Source organism: Acidocella sp. MX-AZ02 (assembly GCF_000306035.1).
GTDB classification, from domain to species: Bacteria; Pseudomonadota; Alphaproteobacteria; order Acetobacterales; family Acetobacteraceae; genus Acidocella; species Acidocella facilis.
In genome coordinates this window covers 458289-475929 of record NZ_JH976207.1, presented here as the reverse complement: position 1 = coordinate 475929, position 17641 = coordinate 458289, and the positions used below count along the sequence as shown (strand labels likewise).

Genomic DNA, 17641 nt, shown 5'->3' with positions numbered 1-17641 from the left:
CCAATAAATTACAGGCCGAAGATGGACTTCAGGTCCGCCAGGATGGTCGCCAGCAAACCCAGGCTGGCGGTGGCCTTGGACTGATCCTCGGCGGGCAGCGTGGCGATGACCGGCGCCGCAGCGGTCGCCAGGGTGGTGACGGCGGAAGACGCCGTATCCAGCGCGCTGGCGTGAGCGGCGGTGCTGGCCTCGATGGAGGAGGCAACGCTTTCGGCGGCAGCGACGCCTTTGGCAACCTCGGTGGCGATCGGAGAGCCGGTGACGGCGCCGGCAATGCTGGCGGCCTCAGCGGCATCGGTGAGGGCGGTATCGACGATGGAAGTCATGGCTTGTCCTTTTCGGAAGAGGCGTCAGGTGAAGAATTGCCGCGCGCCTCGGTCGCAGCTGAAGAAACGCCGCGCCAGTCGCCTCGGGCAGCGCGGTAAAGCGGGATCAGCGCGCAAATTGCCGCGGCGAATTCGCCCAGCGGGAATTGGCGTCCGAACGATTCAAGAAACGCACCCGCCACCAGCGTGGCCGTCGCGACGAAAAACACGACATTCGCCTCATCGGGAATGCCGGCTTCGTCGCAGCAAAGCGCGCGCAGAAATGCCTTCATGCCGCTACCATTGCGCGTGGGCAGCGGCCCATCCTCCCGGGGGAGCAGGATCACCCGGGAGGATGCCGCAAGACGGGTGCGCCAGGCTGTGCGCCTAACCAGATCGAGGCCTACAATGAAATTTCTGGCTTTTCTGGCGATCGCGCTGCTTCCTTTCGGCGCTGCTGCCCAAACCGCATCCGAACTGTATGGCACCACCAGCGCCACCGCGAACACGTGGACCGCCGTCCTTCCCGCCTCTTCCAGCCGCGTTGGCGGATATATCCAGGATGCCGGGACTGGATCGATCGATATCGGGGTGGGCCCGACCACGCCGACCAATCCGGTCGCCACGATCCAGCCCGGCGGCAGCTATCCGTTCTTCAGCAGCAAGCAGATCTGGCTGCGCAGCCCCGTGGCGTCTGTCACCTACCAGGGCCAGTACGCGCAATGATCAGGGCAACGCGCTTCGCGCTTCTGGTGGTTGCTGCGCTTGGATTGGCTGGCATCGCGTCGATGGCCATAGCGCAGCCAGCGCCGCCGGGCGCGATCTACCAGACCTCAACCGCTCGGCTGATCGGTCCACAGCCTCCGCAATGCTGCGTCACCAACTGGATGACGACAAAACCGATAGCCGAGTACAGTTTCCGCCGGCTGAACGCCTCGTACAATGGCCCTGACATCTTGGTGCGCCGAGCTTCAGACAACGCCCAGCAGGCAATCTATTTCTGGCATGACTGGGTAAACCTGAAGGCGCTGATGTCATTTTGCTCTGCTACCTCTTGCTATCTCGTTACTTGGTATGACCAGAGCGGGAACGGCTATGACGCCACGCAAACGACGGCAGCGGATCAGGGGATCGTCGTGAATAATGGATCGCTGGTGACGCGCGTAGGAAAGCCCGCTCTCGACGCAAGCAATGCGTCGGCCGGCTTGGCCATACCTGCATCCGCCAGCGCAACTGGGTCAGCCCCCTCGACTTACGTCGCGGTCGCAACGGTACCTAACCTAGCCGCGGCGTTTAATCCGGGCATCATAGGGTTTGGCTCGTTCAGCTCCACCGCCGCAACTTGGCGTGCTCTGATAAGTTCCGAAAACAGCAATTATTTAGATATGCATGTCGGATCCGGAAATTCGATTTACGCAAGCATGCTTCGCCAAGACGTTCTTTTCGTGGCGACCGCGCTTTGGCAATCTGGCGCGCTTGACCTCTACTATAACGGGTCATCTGTCGGCTCCTCAAACGCGATTCTGAATACCAGTTCCGGCGCAGGGTATATCGGAGGCGGCTCTGTTATCATGGAGCTGATGATATTCTCGACCGCCCTTTCTGACGCACAGCGCCAGCAGATCGAACATAGCGATGGGCTTGTTTACGGGATCGCTGGCCAATGATCTTGGCAACCACTGAGAAGCGCTCAATGGTTGCTCATCACTCACGCTCTTCAGCGGTCATCCGCCGCCACCCCTGTTGAGCGAGCGCAGCTTCAACGCGCTCGCTGACAACGCCATAAGGGCCGGAGCAATACCAATCCATATAGTCGCCGCGTCCTATGATCGCGGCGATCATGTCGCCCGCCGCGCGGAAGCTGTATGACGCGGTGTCGCCGACATCATTGCACCAATCCACGTTGGACAGTGCGGACCATACTTCGACGCAAAGCGTCTTGTCGCGGCGCATCTGATCGCCAAGCACCGCACTCACCGCCATCTCGAAATCGTCATCGGTATTCAACGGCCGGCCGCCTGGCACGCCACCAATCCCACCAAAATCAACCACGGCTATCTCCCACCATCCAGCACGGAATGCCATGAACCAAGCCGCCCGTGCCGCATCCACCCGGGCCATCCCCGCCGCGCGCCACCCGCGATAGCTGCGCAGCAGGCGCACCAGGAACGGGCGGCGCTTCAAGATCAATTTCTGCATTCCAAAGTCCTCCTCAGTTCCCGCACCACCTGCGCCTCACTGAACCCCAGCGCCTCGGCGATATCAGGCACCTGCATGCCGCTCGCCGCCAGCACGGGGATGGAGCGGCGCCAAAAATCCCGGATGACGTGTTGGCAGGTGGCGGGCTTCAGGATCTCCCCACCGAACGCATCCACCAGCTTAAGGGCATCCTCCAGCCCGATCAGCTGCGCCAGGCGGTGGCTCTCATCCAGCGCCTTCGGCACGTAGAGGATCACCTCCTGCCGTTTGGCATTGGGATACCGGCTGTCCTTCGACACGAAGCGCGGCAGGCCGCCAATCAACCGCAGGGTCTGCTCTCGACCGATCACGTCAGCGATCTCCTGGGCGGATTGCGGCAGCGGGGCGGTGTCGGCAGGCGCCAGGTGTCGAGAGAACATCTCCGGCCGGAATTCCGGATATACCCGCGCGGCGGGCGCGTGGATGGCGCCCGGGCCAGCGGGCGGGACATGGCGGGGGCGCCAGTCGGCGAACAGGTCCATCTGCCCCCGCACCAGCCCGTTGCCCGTGATGGCCCGGCGTACCGCGCCCAGCTTGGCCTGCAGCGCCACGGCGATCTCGCGCACCTCCGCCCCAGCATGCAGCAGCTCGCGCAGCATCGGAAAGGCGGTGGCGCAGATCGTCATACGGGCAGGCTCTCCCCCTGCTCGGTGCCGGCGGGCTCATGCGCGAGCAGGAAGCGGGCCACCAGCGGCCGATACCCTTCAATCTTGTCCCACAGGGCGAGGCGGCGCTCATCTTCCGGCATGGCGTTATGCGCGGCGCTGCGTGTGCGCCAGGCGTTCGCCCGCGCCTCGCGCCACTGGCCAAGCGCCATGTGGTCCTCGATGCCGAACCCGGCCAGCCGGGCATCGCTCGCCACCGGCGCCGCAGCGCGCGGCGGCTCATCGGCCGCCATGCGCCATGAGCCGCCCTTCAGCCAAGCGGCCGGCGCCAGCATGCCCCGGGCGCCGCAGCGGGCTGCCTCACGGGCGAGGGCGCTGAGGATGGCCGCAGGGGTGGCGCCGAGCTGGCGGGCCTTGGCGTAGGCCCGGCGGGCGTAATCCGGGGCTGTGCGTGCCTCGGTTGGGTAAGCGGCCCAGAACGCCTGGAAATCGCCATCCTCGGGTTGATTGCTCGAAGAGCCCTCCCCCACGGGCGCCGCAGGCGTCCCGGTGGCGCTCTCGCGCGGAGGGGGTGAACGAAGTGAACCCTCTACCTTCCTCCCTTCCTCCCTTCCTCCCTTCTGACGCGGGATTTCCCCACCGGTTCGGAACCGGTTCTCCACTGGTGGGGCGTCTACCGGCGGAGCGCCAACTTCGTCATGATCCTCATCATCGCCAGGCGCCGGCGGCGCAGGCTGGTCAACGCCATAGACCTTGCCAGCCGACTCGCCGGGCTTGAGGCCGATATAGGCGAGGAGGTGATCGGGCAGCACGCCGGATGCCATCGGCTTCTTCGGCTTCTGCCATTTCCGGAAATTACGGATCACGGCGAACTCTTTGCCGCCGGCATCCAGATGCATGATGAACTTCTCACGCACCAGCTCGGCCAGCAGCGCCTCGACATCGACGGTATCGAGCGGGAAGATGCGCATCTTCAGGCGCATCGGGCGCCACTCGACGACGCCATCATCCCAAGCTTCGCACCACAGGCCTTTGAGGAGCTCGCGGGCATAGATGCTCAAAGAGGCGTAATGCTCATCCGTGAAGATGCGCGGGTGAATACTGCGGATGCGGGACATTATGCCTCCTGTGGCGCTGGCAGCGGCGCGGGTGGGGATGGAAGACGAAACACGCCCGGCGCGATGCGCTTCACCGCGCCCTCCCGGATGAGACGGGCCATGTGATAGTCGACGGCGTTGCTGTTCATCGTGAAGTGCTTGGCGAGGTTCATCCGCGGCGGCCAGGGCTTGTTATGCCGATGGCACCAGCTGACCAGCGCCAGCAGCTCTACGCGGATCTGCACGCCTCGTGCGTCTCTTTCTGACCTCTTCATGGGCTCTCTCAAAGGTAAGCGGGGAAATGCGTTTGCGATCCTTAGCCAAATCGTTTTTTTTGGCAGACTGGCTTTGCCCACCCCACGCCGGTAACACTCTACAGGCCGTCGTGGTTAGGGAGGATCGCCTTCGCAGCCCGACGCGGACGGGCTGTCAGAGGGTCTGCCACCTGAAACTTATGCTGCCGCCAGCGCCTTCGCCGAGGCATCCTTGTCTAACCCCAGCGGGGCGCCATGAACACCGATGAGGCTTGCAGCCTGCTCCGCCTCCTTGGCGACAGCGGCGCGCACGGCATCGATCTCGGCCGCGTCGATCTCGGTGATGATGACGCGCGTCATCTGCTGGGTGCTGTGCTTGGCATGCACATGGTGGATGCGCAGATCGCACCGGCCCGGCTTGTCATTCTCGATCACGCCCAAGCCATAGCTGCGCTTCGCGGTGGAGGGCTGCAGCACATCGAGCAGGCCCTTGCACGCGGCGTTGAAATTATCCCGGTCCGGCTCCTGGCCCGTGCTGTGACGGAACACCCACACCCGGGCGTATTGGATGGGCTCGACCGGGCGGATGCCGGCGAGCAGCGCAGCGATTTCCATCGCCATCATCACGCGCTCTTTCTTGATTGCGGCCGCGGCCGCCGCGCGGTTGGCGGGCAGACCGCGCCGGTTTGGCAGCAGCAGGGGATATGGGAGGGTAAAGGTCAGCTTTTTCATGCAGTCACCTTCACGGACAGGGGGAGGAGATCGAGCGGGGCGTGTTTTTCGAACGCCTCGAGGAACAGCCGCGCCGCGGTGCGGGGCGACATGGGGGTGATGCGCGCCGGCAGCGGGTCGATGCCGGAAAGCGTCACTTCCCACTCGCCATTATCGGCAGCGGGCATCAGGTCACGCCGCTCGGTGGCCAGCAGCGCTAGGTCGGCGGCCTTCACCAGCTCGTGGTGGATCTGGTGGCAACCGAAGCGCGCCTCGATCGCATCCTCGATCCGGCGCTCAACCTCGCGGAATTCCGGCACCAGGCGCTTCAGAGGCGTCGGGATGTCGCCGAGATAGGCCTCGGCCGCGTCATGCATCAGGGCATCGAACTTCAGCCAGCTGGGCACGCGGCTGCACAGGGCCACACGCACGCTATGCTCGGCCACGGAATAGAATGGCTGGCAGTGGCCCGCGAAGCGGCATGTGTTCGCCAGCGCGTGGGCAATGTCCTCGATGCGGATGTCATCGGGGTCGGGGCGGACGAGGCTGAAATAGACGCCGGTTGCGGTGAGGATCTCGGGGCGCATGGCCTACATCCCAATCGCGCGGCGATAGATATCGAGCAGCGTCTCCTGCTCCTCGACATCGGCGGGCTCCTGCTTCCGGATCTTGATCACCTGGCGCACGATCCGCACATCGAACCCGGCGGACTTGGCCTCGGAGAAGATATCCTTGATGTCGCCTGCCAGCGCCTTCCGCTCCTCTTCGAGCCGCTCGACGCGCTCGATGATGCTGCGCAACCGCTCGCCGGCAATGTTCGTCGGCTTTTCCTCTGTCGACTGGCTCATTTGATATCCTCGTAGATGGTCCGCTGGCGAAGGCCCGCTTCGCGCAGCAGTGCGTCGGAGATCGGCTTAAGGCCGTTAACCATTTGGTTTACGTATGGCCGCGTCACCCCGATGCGCCGCGCAATCTCCGCCTGCCCAACCGCGGCAACGTGCGCGTTGATCCGACGGTAGACATCAGCCAGGGCGATGGTCTCGCTCACTGGACAGCCTCAAGCCGGTCCCGGCCACCGCTTCCATGCTTGATCTCCTCAAGCCGGTCAGCGTGCTGAACGGCCGCCTCGTAAGCAGCGGCCTGATTGCGCTGATTGACGTGCGTCTTGATGACGACGGCCGAGGATGGCTCGTTCTTCAGAACCGAGTATTTCCCTCTGCCGTCGCGCAGGACGAAGAAGCTTTTACTCGCGGTCTCGTAGGCGACGTGATTCATTGCGCCTCTCCAAAAAGATCCTGCTGCCCGCGCTGGCCGAACTGGTGCAGCCAGTGGCGCATGCACCACGCTTCGCTCGGCTCGCCCCGGGACGTGATGATGCCCACCACCATCTGCGGCGCGGTGCCAGGGCGCAGGGCGACTGCCGGCGCGGCGCAGGTGGTGCAGGTGAAGATCGATGGCGGCGCGCCGGTCATGATCCGCCCACCAGGCCGGCGATGCCGGCGCTCAGCGTGGCCGCCACCGCCGACGGCGGTACGCCCATCCCCCACAGCGTGGCGATGCACACCAGCAGGGCGACCAGCAGCACGGCGGGGAGATCGCGGAACATCAGCGCCCACGCTCCATGCGGAACGGGCCGCGCCCGTCTTTGATCAGCTGCTGGGTGATCGCATCCTTGATCGACCCAAGGCCGTAGGAGATGCAGATGACGCCAAGATTGCGTTGACGGGGGAACGTCGGCACGGCCGGGCGGCTCCAGCCGAAACGGCCAAACTCGATGGTGAAATAAAACCAACGATCACGTGCGGACATTTTTAGGTGCGCTCCTCGAGCCAGGCGATGAAATCGGCACGAAAAGCCGGATTGTTCTTTGCGATAGACATGATGCAGCTGATCTGCGGATCGTTCTTGCCAAGCAGCCAATTCTCAGCCGTGCGGTCGCTCACACCCGCGTCACGCGCGAGCAGCTTCCGCTTGCTGGCGAGCTGGCCGTAGTGGTCCAGGATCAAGCTGTTCAGACAGCAGCCCATGCTTCGACCTCCGCGAAAATTTCGCGGCGATTGTCCGCTACTTTTTCCAACCATTTTCGTGTTCCTTTCTGTTCAGCGACGAACGGTGAAAGGAACACACGAATGGTCGAGACGACGGGGCCACCATGGAAAAGACCGGCGGAGCGCGAAGCCCCGCCGGCAAGGTCAAGGAGGAAACGTCCAAGATAGCCCTGCCCCGCGCGCGAACGCGGAGCTACATACCGGGGGCGGGCCAGTTTCCGGCAGAGCTGAGAAATGAAGGCGGCGGGGATGGCGTTAGAACCACCACCATCCCCGCCTACGGCGCGCGCCATCGGGTTCCGGGGGGAACCGGCACGCGGCGATTGGGCGTGAATTCGGAATTCGAGACAGCCGGAGCAGACCGGGCCGCGCGTGGCGCGGCCGCAGGGGCAGATCGGGCCGAGGAAGCAAGCGCGGGTCACAGCCGACCACCCTGAACGAGCTTGAGCGCTTCGGCGCGCGTGAACCCCTTGGCACGGAAGCATCGAAAATCATGGTAGTCAGCATCGCTCAACCCTCGGACATCAGTGCCGCGCCGCGCCTCGGAGATCTTCGCCCGTGTCTCGGCGGAGTGGGCCTTGCCGCGCTGCGCCTCGGACATCTTCGCCCGCGTCTCGGCGGAGTGGGCCTTGCCGCGCTGCGCCTCGGACATCTTCGCCCGCGTCTCGGCGGAGTGGGCCTTGCCGCGCTGCGCCTCGGACATCTTCGCCCGCGTCTCGGCGGAGTGGGCCTTGCCGCGCTTCGCCTCGGACATCTTCGCCCGCGTCTCGGCGGAGTGGGTCTTGCCCTTTGGCCACGCCATCACGTGGCCTCCGATCCGGGCGCGCCCCGCTTCCTTGAAGCGACAGAGTAAACGCGCTCGTAAATGCGCAGCGTCATGCCGTTTGCCCCCTTTTTCCAGCGAGCAAAATTCGAAGGAGATACCTTTGCCTCACGACAAAGCGCTGCGAGTGACCAGCCATTATTGCGGCCGAGCTTCTCAAGCTCCGTGGCGGATAAATATGTCATGGACATTTGCGCAATATTGCGCATTATCCCGCCGGCGTAAAGCGCAAAATTGCGCCGAGACGAAATAAGCTCACATGTGCAAAATTGCGCACATGCTAGACCGCCGAAAAATCCGTGAAGAGCACCAACAACTCATTAAGGAGGTGGCGAAAGAGGCAGGCCTAAAACCTTCGGCTCTTGCGACACAAATTGGCGTGCGCCCGTCAACGCTGAACAAAGTGATGGACGAAAAGCACACCCACCTCTTGTCGGCTTCCACGGTAAGTCTTTTGAAAACATTTCGGGACGCCATCCGCGAGCAGCGGGAAGCGGAGTCACCCTTCTTCGAGCTTACTGCAACGCCCTACGGGACTACGCCTCAACTTGAAGGGGCGGTCGACGTCGATACCGAGGTTCTCAGCAATTTGCTCGATTCGCCTGAGAATAAGAAGCTTCTCGGCCTCTGGATCGAGATGGACACTGCCACGAAGCTTGCAACCCTTGATATCCTTGAAGCTGTGACGAGGATTGCGCGCCGCAAAGCTGGATAAACAAACAACCTCTCCCATTTCACTCACCACAAACGAAGAACATAACCGGAACATTGCTGACCTAAAACGCAGAGTCAACACGAAATAGGAATTTTAACCCATGCTCCGTCTTGCTGCGATTATCACGTTTGCGTTCGTCCCTGTGGCGGCAGCAGCAGGCGGCTTGAAGATCTGCGCTGCAAACGAAGACCCAGCAGACTGGGCGGCTGAATGGTCGCGTGGTCCAATCATTGTTCCTGCTGGAGCGATCTTCACGTATGGCGGCGACTTAGCCGGCGCAAAGCTAGAGAACCCACCAAGCGCGGCAAGATACGACGCCAAAAGCCATCAAGCCGCCGCTACACTTCATGCCCTCACCCTAACTAAAAAGCACCCCTGCGGAACGGTCCAGGCTGATGTAGTTATTAGCCCCTCCTGGAGCTGGTCGGTGTCGCCGATCATCGGAGACAATCAAGATTATTACTATATCTACGGAACGATACAGACAGGAAAAGTCAGCACTCTTTTTGATGACAGCACCGCATTCGGCAACATCGCCCAGTTTGGCAGGATTTACGCATCCGTTGATGGTGTGCTTACCCACGAAATCTACATTGCTGATTAGACCGCCCGACAACAAACAGGGGTAAAAATAAATGCGCAAAATTGCGCTTGACTGATTGCGCAATAATGCGCATTTTGGCTCCATCATCCCAGATGGAGCCGCACAATGCCTTTTGCGCCCACGTCCCCACAGAGCGCGCCCAGTCGTTTCTTTAACGATCCCGGCCGTTTCGACCCAGCCGCCGCGCGTGACACGCGCAACGACTTCCTGCAGCCGCACGATGAAATGTCGGCTTGGGATGATTTCCGCGATGCCGCTGGCGGCCTGACGCTCGACGAGATCGGCGCCGGCATCGCCTTCATGCTCTGCATCGCCCTCGCCTTCCTCGCACTCGTGGTGTTCGGATGAGCGCGCTCGAACCGGGCATGCGCGCCGTTAATCTGGTGTTTCACTTTAAGGCCATTGCCGGCGACCCTCGAACCGCCAGCGAGCGCGCTATGGATTGGTGCATCTATCACGGCATGTCCGTGGGTCGACTGCAGAGGGACGAGCCGCGCGGCATCCTCTTCGGCGATTTCGATATCCAGAAATGGCGCAACCTGAGGCCGGCCGAGCGCGCGGCTTTGCACGGCACATTCCGGCGCGTGAGTGATCTCGTCGTGCAGGTCGAGCTGCACGCCGTCCCGGTTGATCTTGTCATCCGCCATCCGGACGCGCCCCCGCCGCGCGAGGGTGATACGCCCTATATGCCGCCCGCCGCACAAGGGACGCCCCCTGCGCCCAGCAGCGCCACACCGCATATGCCTCAGATTGACAGCGCGGATCGCCTGGATGCCCGGCGCCTGGCCGCGGCGCGGGTGCTGTTCGGCCTCGTCACCTCCATCCGGGCCGAGCACGGCAAGCGGGCGACGGACCTGCACGAATGCCATCTGGCGCTGGGGCTGGGCAAAGCGCTGCTCGAGCTCTCAGACGCCAACGGCATGCTGCCGGCCTGGAAAGCCCGGATGGAAGCCGCGCTCCCGCAGATGGTGGAGGGCCTGTTCCAGCGCGTCGAAGCCATCATGGAAAGCGCCGCCGCCGGCGCACCGCCGTCCTGATGGCCCTGCATAATCCCACCCTGGAGGCCGCGGCGCGGATCAAGTTCGCGACTGGTGAAAGCTGGGCCTCTCTGTATTTCTGCCGCACCTGGGCCGCGAACAACCAGGATGCCGCCCGCGCGTTGCTCAAGGTCGCCGCGGATCACATCGATTTCCTGCGCAGCATCGATGCACTGCCCCCTGCGCCGGCCGCGCCTTCGGATCCGCCCAGCGGCGCCGGCCAGTAGCGCCGCCTGCTTCCCACTTTCGTTAACCAAAAAGGAACACCCTATGTCCGGTTCGGTCGAACCATTCCCAATTTCCGGCGCGCTGGCCTTCCTGCTGCGCACGGGCAAAGACAGCCTGACCACCCGCCAGCTCAGCGTCATCATGGCGTGCCGTGACAGCACACAGACCGAGCGCGGCCTGGCGTCTGAGCTCGGCGTCTCCAAGCCCGCCATTACCCGCGCTGCGGACCGGCTGACCGAGGAAGGCCTCCTGCACCGCGAGCTCGATATGAACGATCGCCGCTCGGTGAATCTTGTCCTCAGTGCGGCCGGGCGGAAATTCGCCGCCAACTTCGTCTGAGGAGGCGCGCGCATGTTCAACAAGATCGCTTCGTCCGTTCAGTCGAAGATGGCCTCCCTGCTGGCCAAGAAGGAGGAAGCGCGCCGGCTCCGCAACCTGCGCAACCGCCGCCGCAAATCTGCACACACGCCCGCCAGCCCCACCTACATGGCCTGGCGCAACCGCGACCAGGTGGATCCGAACAGCCGGCCAGCCATGCGCCGCAGCGGCCGCCTGCGCTCCGGCGAGCGCCTGCCAGAGGTGACGCCATGATCAACCGCGAGACATCAAAGCGCATCGAGAGCGCTTACCTCGAGATCGCGGCGGCTGAGGCGCAGATTGCTGCCATTGAGGGGCGATGCTTTGATATGCTCCAGGAAGCGGCGGATGCGCGCTCGTTAATCCGAAGCAAAGAGGAAGAGATCAAGCTCATCTCCGAACGGGCGGTGAGGAATTGGTTCAACGGCGTCACTAAAGACGCGCCCATAGAGCCGGCCCCACGCGAGGCGGTGACACCATGATCGCCCTCAACATCGCTGAGACCCGCCGCGCGTTGCGGCTGATGCGTGGGGCGTATCCGAAGCGCTACGGCGTCCAGCCCTGCCTGAGCCTGGTTAACCACGGCGGCGCGTCGGCCCTGCGCGCCGTCGACCCCTGCGGCATCGAGATCACCATGGCCCTGCCGCTCTCCCAGATCGTGAGCGGGCGCGATGAGATCCATGACATCCCGTTCTTCGCGCTGGGCGCCATGCTCCGGCCCAAGGCGGACAGCCCGGATGTGGAGATCGCCGCGCCTGAGGCCGGGCGGGTGAGCATGGGCGTGGATGGCATGCTCGCGAGCTTCATCGTCCGCAAAACCGAGGACGTGGCCAGCCTTTTCGAATACAGCCGCAAGCTGCGCGAACCGGGCGAGCCTTGCCCGTCTCTGACCATCGGCGCTAAGCCGCTGGCCAAGGCCCTGGCGCTCTGCGCCCGGTCGATGAGCGTCGAGGAGACGCGCTATTACCTCAACGGCGTCTACCTCAGTCCGCACCCAACCGACGACACGGCGGTGGTCTTCGTCAGCAATGACGGACACCGCATGATCAAGCATGCGCTCGCGGGCGTGAAACACGATCTGGCGGAGGGGATGATCATCCCGCGCGAGACCGTGGCTGCCCTGCAGACGCTTCTCGCCGCCTTCCCGGAGGATACGCTCGACCTGGTGCGGGTGGGCCCAACCCAGCTGCTGGCGCGCGGGCCGAACTTGATGCTTCGCACCCCCCTGATCGATGGCACATTCCCGGATTACGAGCGAGTGATCCCCAAAGAGCAGCCCCTACGCTTCACGCTGGATGCTGACATCCTCGACCGCTTCGTTAAGCGCGTTGCGGCCATCGGGCGCCCACGGGGCGGTGTGGCGATCTCGGGCATGGCTGGGCTCGATGTTGTCAACGTCAGGTGCCTGCTTGAAGATGGAGGCTATATCCAAGCCGAGATCCCTGGCCAGTCAGAGGACACGTTCGAGATCGGCTTTCAGGCTCGCTACCTAATCGACGCCATGGCCACGCTGCGGGCGCAGCAGATCCAGTTTTTCGCGGACAGCCAGTCCGCCCCGACCATCATCAGCGGCGCGGCCGAGCTGGCCGACCCGAGCACCACCATCGTAATCATGCCAATGAGGATCTAGGCCATGGCCCGTGGATACGCCAAGGGGACAGTGAACGGCCGCGCTAAACTTTCCGAGGCGCAGGTCAAGGAGATTTTCGTTTCGCGCGGCTCAGATGGCGAAGCTGCCAGGCGCTTCGGGGTGTGCCGAAAATCAATTCGGAACATCCGCTCGGGCCGCAATTGGCGCCATGTCACCGACGGCCTGCACGTCGTTTTCGAGCGGAATGATGCTCAAGGGAGCGCCGCATGATCGGCCCCAACGAGATCATTGTTGACCTATTCGCCGGCGGCGGCGGAGCCAGTCAGGGCATTTTCCAGGCCACCGGCCGGCACCCCGACATCGCCGTGAATCACGACGCTATCGCCATCGCCGTTCACACCCGCAACCACCCTGAAGCGACACACCATTGCGCCAGCGTGTGGGAGGTCGAGCCTGTTGAAGCATGCGCGGGGCGCCCGGTTGGGCTGCTATGGGCATCCCCTGACTGCCGGCACTTTTCGCGGGCCGCTGGGGGGCGCCCGAGATGGAAGAGCGTGCGCAGCCTGCCCGGCGTGGTGCTGACCTGGGCGAAGCGTGTGAGGCCGCGCAAGATCGTGGTGGAGAACGTCCGCGAAATGCTGGGCTGGGGTCCCCTGCTCGAGGACGGCACGCCATGCCCGGCCCGGGTCGGGCGCAGCTTCAATGTCTGGGTCGGCCGGCTGCGCGGCCTTGGCTATCGCGTCGAATGGCGCGAGCTGTGCGCGGCCGATTTTGGCGCCCCCACCATCCGCACCCGCTTGGTGATCGTGGCCTCGCTTGACGGCCCGGTGGCCTGGCCAAAGGCAACCCACGCGAAATGGCCGTCCTTCCTCGAGCAGCCTTGGCGCTCTGCTGGCGAGGTCATTGACTGGTCTATCCCATGCCGTTCCATCTTCGACCGGTCGCGCCCGCTGAAGGACGCCACGCTGCGCCGAATCGCAGAGGGTGTGATGCGCTATGTCATCAAAGCGGATAACCCCTACATCGTGCCTGGCGTCATCACCGGATGCGGCGGCAGGACCGGCCAGAGCGCGCCAAGGCCGCTATCCGGGCCGATGGGCACGATCACCACGAAGGCCGACCAGATCCTTGTGGTGCCTCACACGGTGGAACTGCGTGGCACCGGCACCGCGCGGGACATGCGCGCGCCGCTGTCCAGCATCACCGCTCAGGGCACGCACCACGGCCTGGTGGCGGCGCATCTGGCGCCGATCACCCATACGGGGCGCAACAGGGGCAGCTCGCTGCATGACCCGGTACCGACGGTCACCTGTGGCCACCGGGGCGAGCAGGCGCTCGTGAGCGCCTTCCTGGCCCAGCACAATACCGGCGTGGTCGGCAGGCCTGCTGGGGCGCCCCTCAGCACCATCACCACCTCTGGCACCCAGCAAGGGCTCGTACTGGCCGACATGACGCCTGATGACATCGCCGGCGCTGAGAGGGTCGCCGCTTTCCTGATCCAGTATTACGGCCAGGGCGGCCAGCATGGATCGCTTGCCGCGCCGTTGGGGGCGATCACCACGCGCGACCGCTTCGCCCTGGTGACCGTGCATGGCGTGCCGACGCCCATCACTGATATCCGCATGCGCATGCTCGCGCCGGCTGAGTTGGCCCGGGCCCAGGGTTTCCCGTCCGACTATGACCTGACCGATGGCGGGCGGCTCACCAAAACCGACGAGGTGCGCCTCATCGGCAACTCTGTCTGCCCAGACATGGCCGAGGCCGTGATCCGGTCGATCTTTGGATATAGCTATGAAGAAAGGGCCGCAGCATGAGCGAGCACCAGCCACCACCACCGGACGCCCTTGTCCTGCTCGATGTCCACCAGGTGCGCGAGAAGGTGTGCCTTGGCGTCAGCACGATTTACCGCATGGTGAACGATGGCACCTTCCCCAAGCCCGTCCCACTCGCACCACGCACTGTGCGCTGGGTCTCGGCTGAGATCGATGCCTGGATCGCCGAAAAGATGGCAGCGCGCCAGGCCGCTGGCGGAAAGGCCGCAGCATGACAGGTGCTGAAATGCAGCTTGAACGCGACATGCTCGAGGGCGCCAAGCTAAACAAATACCAACCTGCCCCATCGATGATATTCAGCATCGCTCGGCATTTGCATAGGTTGGGTTACCGAAATAGCATCGTCCCTCCCCAGCTCAGGGTAGCTATTGAGAATTTGATTGCGTCATACAATCCTGGGACGTTTCAAGCTGTTTCTGCTCGCCAGCATGCCGCCGTTGTGTGCCCGATCTGCGGAACAGTCCAAAGTCTCGCTTCCTTGATAAAGGCCGGAGTTCCAGAAGACTAAAGGAGGCTGACGACTTCATCTCTGCGGCAGCCCCAGAAGCTCCTCCGGCGCCGTGAGGCCATCCATCAGCATATCGGCCCAGGCCTGCGCCAGCTCGCGCCGGCGCGCGGCGTGCGTTGCCCGGTTATAGGCGCCCTCGACCTCGTTCTTCGGCGCATGGGCCAGCATCAGGTCGATGACCTGCCGGTCAGCCCGAAAATTCTCGTTCATGATGCTGCTGAACGCCGCCCGGAAGCCGTGGGGCACATGGTGGCCATGATACCCGGCCCGGTTGAGCGCATACCCGAGGGCGTTTTCGCTCATCGGGTGGTGCTGCTGCCGCGGGCTGGGGAACACGAATTGCGCGCTGCCGGTCAGTTTCTGCACCGCCCTGATCGTCTCGACGGCCTGGGCCGATAGCGGAACGGCGTGCGGAACCTTCATCTTCATGCGTGGCCCCGGGATCTCCCAGACCGGGCTGCCTCCGTCCAGACCCACGAATTCCGGCCACTGCGCGCCGCGTAGCTCTCCTGGCCGCACAGCGGTGAGCGCCAGCAGCCGCATGGCCAGGCGCGTCACCGGGTGGGCCGGGTGATCGTCCACCGCCCTCATCATCTCCTGCAGTTTGGCGAGGTCGGTGATTGCGGGCTGGCGCCCCTTCTTCATCGGCGCCAGCGCTGCCCGGGCCAGGTGGGCAGGGTCAATCTTCGCCAGCCCCATGGCCACCGCATAGACGAACACGGCGGATAGGCGTTGGCGCACCCGCCGCGCGGTCTCTGGCGCCCCGTTCTTCTCGATCGCCAGCAGCACGGCCACCACTGCCGGCGTCTCGATCTCGGCCACCGGCAGCTTTCCGATTCGCGGGAAGACGTATTTCTTCAGGCTGTCCATGACATCCTTGGCATGATGCTCGGTCCAGGTCGGTGCCTGCCGGGCATGCCACAGCTCCGCCACTGCCTGGAATGTGTTGTCGGCCGCCAGGTCACCCGCCGCGCGCTGCAGCTTCCGCGCAAGCCCAGGGTCGCGTCCGTCGCGCATAACGGCCTTGGCGGCCTCGCGTTTTTCCCGGGCTTCGCTCAAGCCGATAGCCGGGTACGGGCCCAGGGTGAGCAGCTTTTCTTTTCCGCGGTACTCGTAGCGCAGGCGCCATATCTTGCTGCCGGCCGGGGTCACCCACAGGAACAGGCCGCCGGCGTCGGTCAGACGATAGCCTTTCTCCGCTGGTTTGGCGGTCCGAATCTTGGTATCAGTAAGCATGCTGCTCCCGTCCGTACCCGGGTATATTCTAAACCGATACCCGGAAAAGCACCCGGTTTTTTTAGAGCTTGAGCGGGGATGTTTGGCAAGGTCCGGGAGCCGATAAACGGCATCTCTCCGCCACTTTAAGCCATATTGGGCAGGTCCGGGAAAAGCTGGAAAGCCGTGCTGGCGGAGGAGATGGGATTCGAACCCACGATACGCCTTGACAGCGTATAACGGTTTAGCAAACCGCCGCCTTCAGCCTCTCGGCCACCCCTCCGGTGCACAGCGTCGCCTGAACGGCACCAGCCCGACGCTCATAATCGGCGGGCGCGCGAAGGTAAAGCCCAGGATGAAGAATAATCGTCGCGATTCAGCCGGATCTCGCACGGCATGGCCTGCCGGGCCAGCGCCCCGAGGAAAAAGCCGGTCTGGCATGAGGTGGCCGGGGAGCGGATTTATGCTGCGCCGCAAAATTTCTCTTGCACTGCAACATGAGTTTAGGTAAAACGATTTTACAGGGTGAGTTTTCTCCCCTGTTTCTTGGACGTTTCCTCCCTAAACTTGGCGGTGCTTTATGCACCGCCTTTTTTTTACTCTGCCGCTTGCTTGAAGTCCGGACCAGGCAGGCCGCCTTGCCGCAGGGTCTGGATCACCTCCGCCAGAATCGCGGAAAGCCGCGCCTGCACCGCCTCGAAGCCGGGTTTGCGTGTATATTGGCGCTCATTCATGTAAAGCCCGCGCGCCAGCTCGATCTGCATCACCTGCACCGCCTCATGCGGGCGGCCATAATGGCGGGTGATGAAGCCGCCAGCGTAAGGGTCGTTGCGGCGTACCGAAAATCCCTGCCTAAGAAATTGCCCTTCGATGAAGTTCGACCAGGCCGGGCGGCAGCTGGCGCCGTGCGCGTCGCCCAGAATAATGTCCGGGCGCGGGCTCAACCGGCTGAACGGGGTGGGCATGGAATGGCAGTCCAGCACCAGGCAATAGCCGAACCGCTCCAGATTTTCCTCGATCAGCCCGGCCAGCGCCTCGTGAAAAGGCCGCCAGCAGCTCTCGATTCGCGCCCGCGCCTCCTCGAAGAACAGCTTGCGGGCATAGATCGGCTCGCCAGTGCCGACGATCCGCGCCAGCGTGCCCAGCCCGCAGGCCACACGCGGGCTGGCGATATTCACGTAATCGGGCAACCGGTCCGCGAACATGTTGGGGTCCAGCTCCCAGGGTTCGCGATTCACATCGCACCACGCGCGGGGAAACTCCGCCGCCAGCAGCGGCACACCCAAGGCCGGGCCGGCGGCGAACAGCTCCTCGACGAAACTATCCTCCGAGCCGCGGATCGCCTCTGGCGTCAGCCGCGAGGCCTGCAGGAACGCCTCCGGATAGACCCGGCCGGAATGCGGCGAGGTCAGCACAAGGCCGGCCAGCTGCTGCGCCGGGCGGTGGAGGGTGATCGGCGGTGCGTCCATGGGT

The 17641-nt window shown here is 63.8% G+C and carries 34 protein-coding genes and 1 tRNA gene; 14 read left to right on the top strand and 21 right to left on the bottom strand.

Going from position 1 to position 17641, the window contains the following annotated elements:
* Nucleotides 1-8: 8 nt before the first annotated feature.
* Both MXAZACID_RS02370 and MXAZACID_RS02365 read right to left on the bottom strand, forming a co-directional pair.
* Complete coding sequence (locus tag MXAZACID_RS02370; RefSeq protein ID WP_008492447.1) at nt 9-326, bottom strand: hypothetical protein; 318 nt, start codon at nt 324-326, stop codon at nt 9-11.
* A complete protein-coding gene (locus tag MXAZACID_RS02365) occupies nt 323-652 on the bottom strand; it encodes a hypothetical protein (protein WP_008492446.1) in 330 nt (109 codons plus the stop codon). The genes MXAZACID_RS02370 and MXAZACID_RS02365 overlap by 4 nt, the downstream gene beginning before the upstream one ends.
* A gap of 61 nt (nt 653-713) precedes the next feature.
* Here MXAZACID_RS02365 and MXAZACID_RS02360 point away from each other — a divergent pair, with 61 nt between their 5' ends.
* Nucleotides 714-1031 (top strand): hypothetical protein, encoded by a 318-nt coding sequence (locus MXAZACID_RS02360; protein ID WP_008492443.1) that lies wholly within the window; start codon nt 714-716, stop codon nt 1029-1031.
* Complete coding sequence (locus MXAZACID_RS02355) at nt 1028-1972, top strand: arabinofuranosidase catalytic domain-containing protein (protein ID WP_008492442.1); 945 nt, start codon at nt 1028-1030, stop codon at nt 1970-1972. The genes MXAZACID_RS02360 and MXAZACID_RS02355 overlap by 4 nt, the downstream gene beginning before the upstream one ends.
* Nucleotides 1973-2009: 37 nt before the next feature.
* On the opposite strand, the gene MXAZACID_RS17600 is transcribed toward MXAZACID_RS02355, so the two are convergent.
* The 16 genes from MXAZACID_RS17600 to MXAZACID_RS19630 all read right to left on the bottom strand — a co-directional run bounded on the left by MXAZACID_RS17600 (nt 2010) and on the right by MXAZACID_RS19630 (nt 8290).
* On the bottom strand, nt 2010-2468 hold the full coding sequence (locus tag MXAZACID_RS17600; RefSeq protein ID WP_205619723.1) for a hypothetical protein: 459 nt from the start codon (nt 2466-2468) through the stop codon (nt 2010-2012).
* A 23-nt stretch (nt 2469-2491) separates the two neighbouring features.
* A complete protein-coding gene (locus MXAZACID_RS17595; RefSeq protein WP_008492440.1) occupies nt 2492-3169 on the bottom strand; it encodes a hypothetical protein in 678 nt (225 codons plus the stop codon).
* Nucleotides 3166-4266 carry a hypothetical protein gene (locus tag MXAZACID_RS17590; RefSeq protein ID WP_008492439.1) on the bottom strand — a complete coding sequence of 367 codons (1101 nt, stop codon included), beginning with the start codon at nt 4264-4266 and terminating at the stop codon, nt 3166-3168. The genes MXAZACID_RS17595 and MXAZACID_RS17590 overlap by 4 nt, the downstream gene beginning before the upstream one ends.
* Complete coding sequence (locus MXAZACID_RS02335) at nt 4266-4490, bottom strand: hypothetical protein (protein ID WP_008492438.1); 225 nt, start codon at nt 4488-4490, stop codon at nt 4266-4268. The genes MXAZACID_RS17590 and MXAZACID_RS02335 overlap by 1 nt, the downstream gene beginning before the upstream one ends.
* Nucleotides 4491-4697: 207 nt before the next feature.
* Complete coding sequence (locus MXAZACID_RS02330; RefSeq protein ID WP_008492437.1) at nt 4698-5231, bottom strand: hypothetical protein; 534 nt, start codon at nt 5229-5231, stop codon at nt 4698-4700.
* The gene (locus MXAZACID_RS02325) at nt 5228-5797 is read right to left on the bottom strand and encodes a YfbR-like 5'-deoxynucleotidase (RefSeq protein WP_008492436.1); all 570 of its coding nucleotides are present in this window, start codon (nt 5795-5797) and stop codon (nt 5228-5230) included. The genes MXAZACID_RS02330 and MXAZACID_RS02325 overlap by 4 nt, the downstream gene beginning before the upstream one ends.
* A gap of 3 nt (nt 5798-5800) precedes the next feature.
* Nucleotides 5801-6058, bottom strand: coding sequence for a DUF2312 domain-containing protein (locus tag MXAZACID_RS02320; RefSeq protein ID WP_008492435.1), 258 nt, complete (start codon nt 6056-6058; stop codon nt 5801-5803).
* On the bottom strand, nt 6055-6258 hold the full coding sequence (locus MXAZACID_RS02315) for a helix-turn-helix domain-containing protein (RefSeq protein ID WP_008492434.1): 204 nt from the start codon (nt 6256-6258) through the stop codon (nt 6055-6057). The genes MXAZACID_RS02320 and MXAZACID_RS02315 overlap by 4 nt, the downstream gene beginning before the upstream one ends.
* The gene (locus MXAZACID_RS02310) at nt 6255-6485 is read right to left on the bottom strand and encodes a hypothetical protein (protein ID WP_008492432.1); all 231 of its coding nucleotides are present in this window, start codon (nt 6483-6485) and stop codon (nt 6255-6257) included. Before MXAZACID_RS02310 ends, MXAZACID_RS02315 begins: the two co-directional genes overlap by 4 nt.
* Nucleotides 6482-6682 carry a hypothetical protein gene (locus tag MXAZACID_RS02305; RefSeq protein WP_008492431.1) on the bottom strand — a complete coding sequence of 67 codons (201 nt, stop codon included), beginning with the start codon at nt 6680-6682 and terminating at the stop codon, nt 6482-6484. The genes MXAZACID_RS02310 and MXAZACID_RS02305 overlap by 4 nt, the downstream gene beginning before the upstream one ends.
* Nucleotides 6679-6816: a hypothetical protein gene (locus MXAZACID_RS19090; RefSeq protein ID WP_168118372.1), complete on the bottom strand. Its 138-nt coding sequence runs from the start codon at nt 6814-6816 to the stop codon at nt 6679-6681. The genes MXAZACID_RS02305 and MXAZACID_RS19090 overlap by 4 nt, the downstream gene beginning before the upstream one ends.
* Nucleotides 6816-7019, bottom strand: a complete 204-nt coding sequence (locus tag MXAZACID_RS02300; protein ID WP_008492430.1) for a hypothetical protein — start codon at nt 7017-7019, stop codon at nt 6816-6818. The genes MXAZACID_RS19090 and MXAZACID_RS02300 overlap by 1 nt, the downstream gene beginning before the upstream one ends.
* Nucleotides 7020-7021: 2 nt before the next feature.
* On the bottom strand, nt 7022-7216 hold the full coding sequence (locus MXAZACID_RS02295) for a hypothetical protein (protein ID WP_205619722.1): 195 nt from the start codon (nt 7214-7216) through the stop codon (nt 7022-7024).
* Between the two features lie 5 nt (nt 7217-7221).
* Entirely contained in the window at nt 7222-7551 is a 330-nt protein-coding gene (locus MXAZACID_RS19635; RefSeq protein ID WP_144052618.1) for a hypothetical protein, read from the bottom strand.
* Between the two features lie 125 nt (nt 7552-7676).
* Nucleotides 7677-8060 carry an NUMOD3 domain-containing DNA-binding protein gene (locus MXAZACID_RS17585; RefSeq protein ID WP_008492428.1) on the bottom strand — a complete coding sequence of 128 codons (384 nt, stop codon included), beginning with the start codon at nt 8058-8060 and terminating at the stop codon, nt 7677-7679.
* Nucleotides 8060-8290, bottom strand: coding sequence for a helix-turn-helix transcriptional regulator (locus tag MXAZACID_RS19630; RefSeq protein ID WP_205619721.1), 231 nt, complete (start codon nt 8288-8290; stop codon nt 8060-8062). The genes MXAZACID_RS17585 and MXAZACID_RS19630 overlap by 1 nt, the downstream gene beginning before the upstream one ends.
* 50 nt (nt 8291-8340) lie before the next feature.
* Between MXAZACID_RS19630 and MXAZACID_RS02285 the strand changes: the two genes are divergently transcribed.
* The 12 genes from MXAZACID_RS02285 to MXAZACID_RS02235 all read left to right on the top strand — a co-directional run bounded on the left by MXAZACID_RS02285 (nt 8341) and on the right by MXAZACID_RS02235 (nt 14660).
* Nucleotides 8341-8796, top strand: coding sequence for a hypothetical protein (locus MXAZACID_RS02285; RefSeq protein ID WP_008492427.1), 456 nt, complete (start codon nt 8341-8343; stop codon nt 8794-8796).
* Nucleotides 8797-8896: 100 nt separating this feature from the next.
* The gene (locus MXAZACID_RS02280; RefSeq protein WP_008492426.1) at nt 8897-9400 is read left to right on the top strand and encodes a hypothetical protein; all 504 of its coding nucleotides are present in this window, start codon (nt 8897-8899) and stop codon (nt 9398-9400) included.
* A gap of 105 nt (nt 9401-9505) precedes the next feature.
* Nucleotides 9506-9748, top strand: coding sequence for a hypothetical protein (locus MXAZACID_RS02275; protein WP_039884664.1), 243 nt, complete (start codon nt 9506-9508; stop codon nt 9746-9748).
* Nucleotides 9745-10437, top strand: a complete 693-nt coding sequence (locus tag MXAZACID_RS17580) for a hypothetical protein (protein ID WP_144052617.1) — start codon at nt 9745-9747, stop codon at nt 10435-10437. The genes MXAZACID_RS02275 and MXAZACID_RS17580 overlap by 4 nt, the downstream gene beginning before the upstream one ends.
* Nucleotides 10437-10664, top strand: coding sequence for a hypothetical protein (locus MXAZACID_RS02265; protein ID WP_008492424.1), 228 nt, complete (start codon nt 10437-10439; stop codon nt 10662-10664). Before MXAZACID_RS17580 ends, MXAZACID_RS02265 begins: the two co-directional genes overlap by 1 nt.
* 43 nt (nt 10665-10707) lie before the next feature.
* Nucleotides 10708-11004, top strand: coding sequence for a MarR family transcriptional regulator (locus MXAZACID_RS02260; RefSeq protein ID WP_008492422.1), 297 nt, complete (start codon nt 10708-10710; stop codon nt 11002-11004).
* A gap of 12 nt (nt 11005-11016) precedes the next feature.
* Complete coding sequence (locus MXAZACID_RS02255; RefSeq protein ID WP_008492421.1) at nt 11017-11256, top strand: hypothetical protein; 240 nt, start codon at nt 11017-11019, stop codon at nt 11254-11256.
* The gene (locus tag MXAZACID_RS02250; RefSeq protein WP_008492420.1) at nt 11253-11504 is read left to right on the top strand and encodes a hypothetical protein; all 252 of its coding nucleotides are present in this window, start codon (nt 11253-11255) and stop codon (nt 11502-11504) included. The genes MXAZACID_RS02255 and MXAZACID_RS02250 overlap by 4 nt, the downstream gene beginning before the upstream one ends.
* Complete coding sequence (locus MXAZACID_RS02245; protein WP_008492419.1) at nt 11501-12652, top strand: DNA polymerase III subunit beta; 1152 nt, start codon at nt 11501-11503, stop codon at nt 12650-12652. Before MXAZACID_RS02250 ends, MXAZACID_RS02245 begins: the two co-directional genes overlap by 4 nt.
* A gap of 3 nt (nt 12653-12655) precedes the next feature.
* Entirely contained in the window at nt 12656-12883 is a 228-nt protein-coding gene (locus tag MXAZACID_RS18650; RefSeq protein ID WP_008492418.1) for a hypothetical protein, read from the top strand.
* A complete protein-coding gene (locus MXAZACID_RS02240; RefSeq protein WP_039884663.1) occupies nt 12880-14427 on the top strand; it encodes a DNA cytosine methyltransferase in 1548 nt (515 codons plus the stop codon). The genes MXAZACID_RS18650 and MXAZACID_RS02240 overlap by 4 nt, the downstream gene beginning before the upstream one ends.
* Nucleotides 14424-14660, top strand: a complete 237-nt coding sequence (locus MXAZACID_RS02235; protein WP_008492414.1) for an AlpA family transcriptional regulator — start codon at nt 14424-14426, stop codon at nt 14658-14660. The genes MXAZACID_RS02240 and MXAZACID_RS02235 overlap by 4 nt, the downstream gene beginning before the upstream one ends.
* Nucleotides 14661-14968: 308 nt before the next feature.
* On the opposite strand, the gene MXAZACID_RS02230 is transcribed toward MXAZACID_RS02235, so the two are convergent.
* From MXAZACID_RS02230 to MXAZACID_RS02220, 3 genes are all read right to left on the bottom strand, one after another.
* Nucleotides 14969-16189, bottom strand: a complete 1221-nt coding sequence (locus tag MXAZACID_RS02230) for an integrase arm-type DNA-binding domain-containing protein (protein WP_008492413.1) — start codon at nt 16187-16189, stop codon at nt 14969-14971.
* 169 nt (nt 16190-16358) lie between these two features.
* Nucleotides 16359-16451 (bottom strand) — tRNA-Ser (locus MXAZACID_RS02225).
* 313 nt (nt 16452-16764) lie between these two features.
* Nucleotides 16765-17637 (bottom strand): N-formylglutamate amidohydrolase, encoded by an 873-nt coding sequence (locus MXAZACID_RS02220; RefSeq protein ID WP_144052616.1) that lies wholly within the window; start codon nt 17635-17637, stop codon nt 16765-16767.
* Between the last annotated feature and the right edge of the window lie 4 nt (nt 17638-17641).

Coding starts and splice junctions, on each gene's coding strand:
- MXAZACID_RS02370 (WP_008492447.1), bottom strand. CDS start 326: ATGACTTCCATCGTCGATACCGCCCTCACCGATGCCGCTGAGGCCGCC.
- MXAZACID_RS02360 (WP_008492443.1), top strand. CDS start 714: ATGAAATTTCTGGCTTTTCTGGCGATCGCGCTGCTTCCTTTCGGCGCT.
- MXAZACID_RS02355 (WP_008492442.1), top strand. CDS start 1,028: ATGATCAGGGCAACGCGCTTCGCGCTTCTGGTGGTTGCTGCGCTTGGA.
- MXAZACID_RS17595 (WP_008492440.1), bottom strand. CDS start 3,169: ATGACGATCTGCGCCACCGCCTTTCCGATGCTGCGCGAGCTGCTGCAT.
- MXAZACID_RS17590 (WP_008492439.1), bottom strand. CDS start 4,266: ATGTCCCGCATCCGCAGTATTCACCCGCGCATCTTCACGGATGAGCAT.
- MXAZACID_RS02330 (WP_008492437.1), bottom strand. CDS start 5,231: ATGAAAAAGCTGACCTTTACCCTCCCATATCCCCTGCTGCTGCCAAAC.
- MXAZACID_RS02325 (WP_008492436.1), bottom strand. CDS start 5,797: ATGCGCCCCGAGATCCTCACCGCAACCGGCGTCTATTTCAGCCTCGTC.
- MXAZACID_RS02320 (WP_008492435.1), bottom strand. CDS start 6,058: ATGAGCCAGTCGACAGAGGAAAAGCCGACGAACATTGCCGGCGAGCGG.
- MXAZACID_RS02310 (WP_008492432.1), bottom strand. CDS start 6,485: ATGAATCACGTCGCCTACGAGACCGCGAGTAAAAGCTTCTTCGTCCTG.
- MXAZACID_RS02305 (WP_008492431.1), bottom strand. CDS start 6,682: ATGACCGGCGCGCCGCCATCGATCTTCACCTGCACCACCTGCGCCGCG.
- MXAZACID_RS19090 (WP_168118372.1), bottom strand. CDS start 6,816: ATGTTCCGCGATCTCCCCGCCGTGCTGCTGGTCGCCCTGCTGGTGTGC.
- MXAZACID_RS02300 (WP_008492430.1), bottom strand. CDS start 7,019: ATGTCCGCACGTGATCGTTGGTTTTATTTCACCATCGAGTTTGGCCGT.
- MXAZACID_RS19635 (WP_144052618.1), bottom strand. CDS start 7,551: ATGGCGCGCGCCGTAGGCGGGGATGGTGGTGGTTCTAACGCCATCCCC.
- MXAZACID_RS17585 (WP_008492428.1), bottom strand. CDS start 8,060: ATGGCGTGGCCAAAGGGCAAGACCCACTCCGCCGAGACGCGGGCGAAG.
- MXAZACID_RS19630 (WP_205619721.1), bottom strand. CDS start 8,290: ATGCGCAATATTGCGCAAATGTCCATGACATATTTATCCGCCACGGAG.
- MXAZACID_RS02285 (WP_008492427.1), top strand. CDS start 8,341: ATGTGCAAAATTGCGCACATGCTAGACCGCCGAAAAATCCGTGAAGAG.
- MXAZACID_RS02280 (WP_008492426.1), top strand. CDS start 8,897: ATGCTCCGTCTTGCTGCGATTATCACGTTTGCGTTCGTCCCTGTGGCG.
- MXAZACID_RS02275 (WP_039884664.1), top strand. CDS start 9,506: ATGCCTTTTGCGCCCACGTCCCCACAGAGCGCGCCCAGTCGTTTCTTT.
- MXAZACID_RS17580 (WP_144052617.1), top strand. CDS start 9,745: ATGAGCGCGCTCGAACCGGGCATGCGCGCCGTTAATCTGGTGTTTCAC.
- MXAZACID_RS02265 (WP_008492424.1), top strand. CDS start 10,437: ATGGCCCTGCATAATCCCACCCTGGAGGCCGCGGCGCGGATCAAGTTC.
- MXAZACID_RS02260 (WP_008492422.1), top strand. CDS start 10,708: ATGTCCGGTTCGGTCGAACCATTCCCAATTTCCGGCGCGCTGGCCTTC.
- MXAZACID_RS02255 (WP_008492421.1), top strand. CDS start 11,017: ATGTTCAACAAGATCGCTTCGTCCGTTCAGTCGAAGATGGCCTCCCTG.
- MXAZACID_RS02250 (WP_008492420.1), top strand. CDS start 11,253: ATGATCAACCGCGAGACATCAAAGCGCATCGAGAGCGCTTACCTCGAG.
- MXAZACID_RS02245 (WP_008492419.1), top strand. CDS start 11,501: ATGATCGCCCTCAACATCGCTGAGACCCGCCGCGCGTTGCGGCTGATG.
- MXAZACID_RS18650 (WP_008492418.1), top strand. CDS start 12,656: ATGGCCCGTGGATACGCCAAGGGGACAGTGAACGGCCGCGCTAAACTT.
- MXAZACID_RS02240 (WP_039884663.1), top strand. CDS start 12,880: ATGATCGGCCCCAACGAGATCATTGTTGACCTATTCGCCGGCGGCGGC.
- MXAZACID_RS02235 (WP_008492414.1), top strand. CDS start 14,424: ATGAGCGAGCACCAGCCACCACCACCGGACGCCCTTGTCCTGCTCGAT.
- MXAZACID_RS02230 (WP_008492413.1), bottom strand. CDS start 16,189: ATGCTTACTGATACCAAGATTCGGACCGCCAAACCAGCGGAGAAAGGC.
- MXAZACID_RS02220 (WP_144052616.1), bottom strand. CDS start 17,637: ATGGACGCACCGCCGATCACCCTCCACCGCCCGGCGCAGCAGCTGGCC.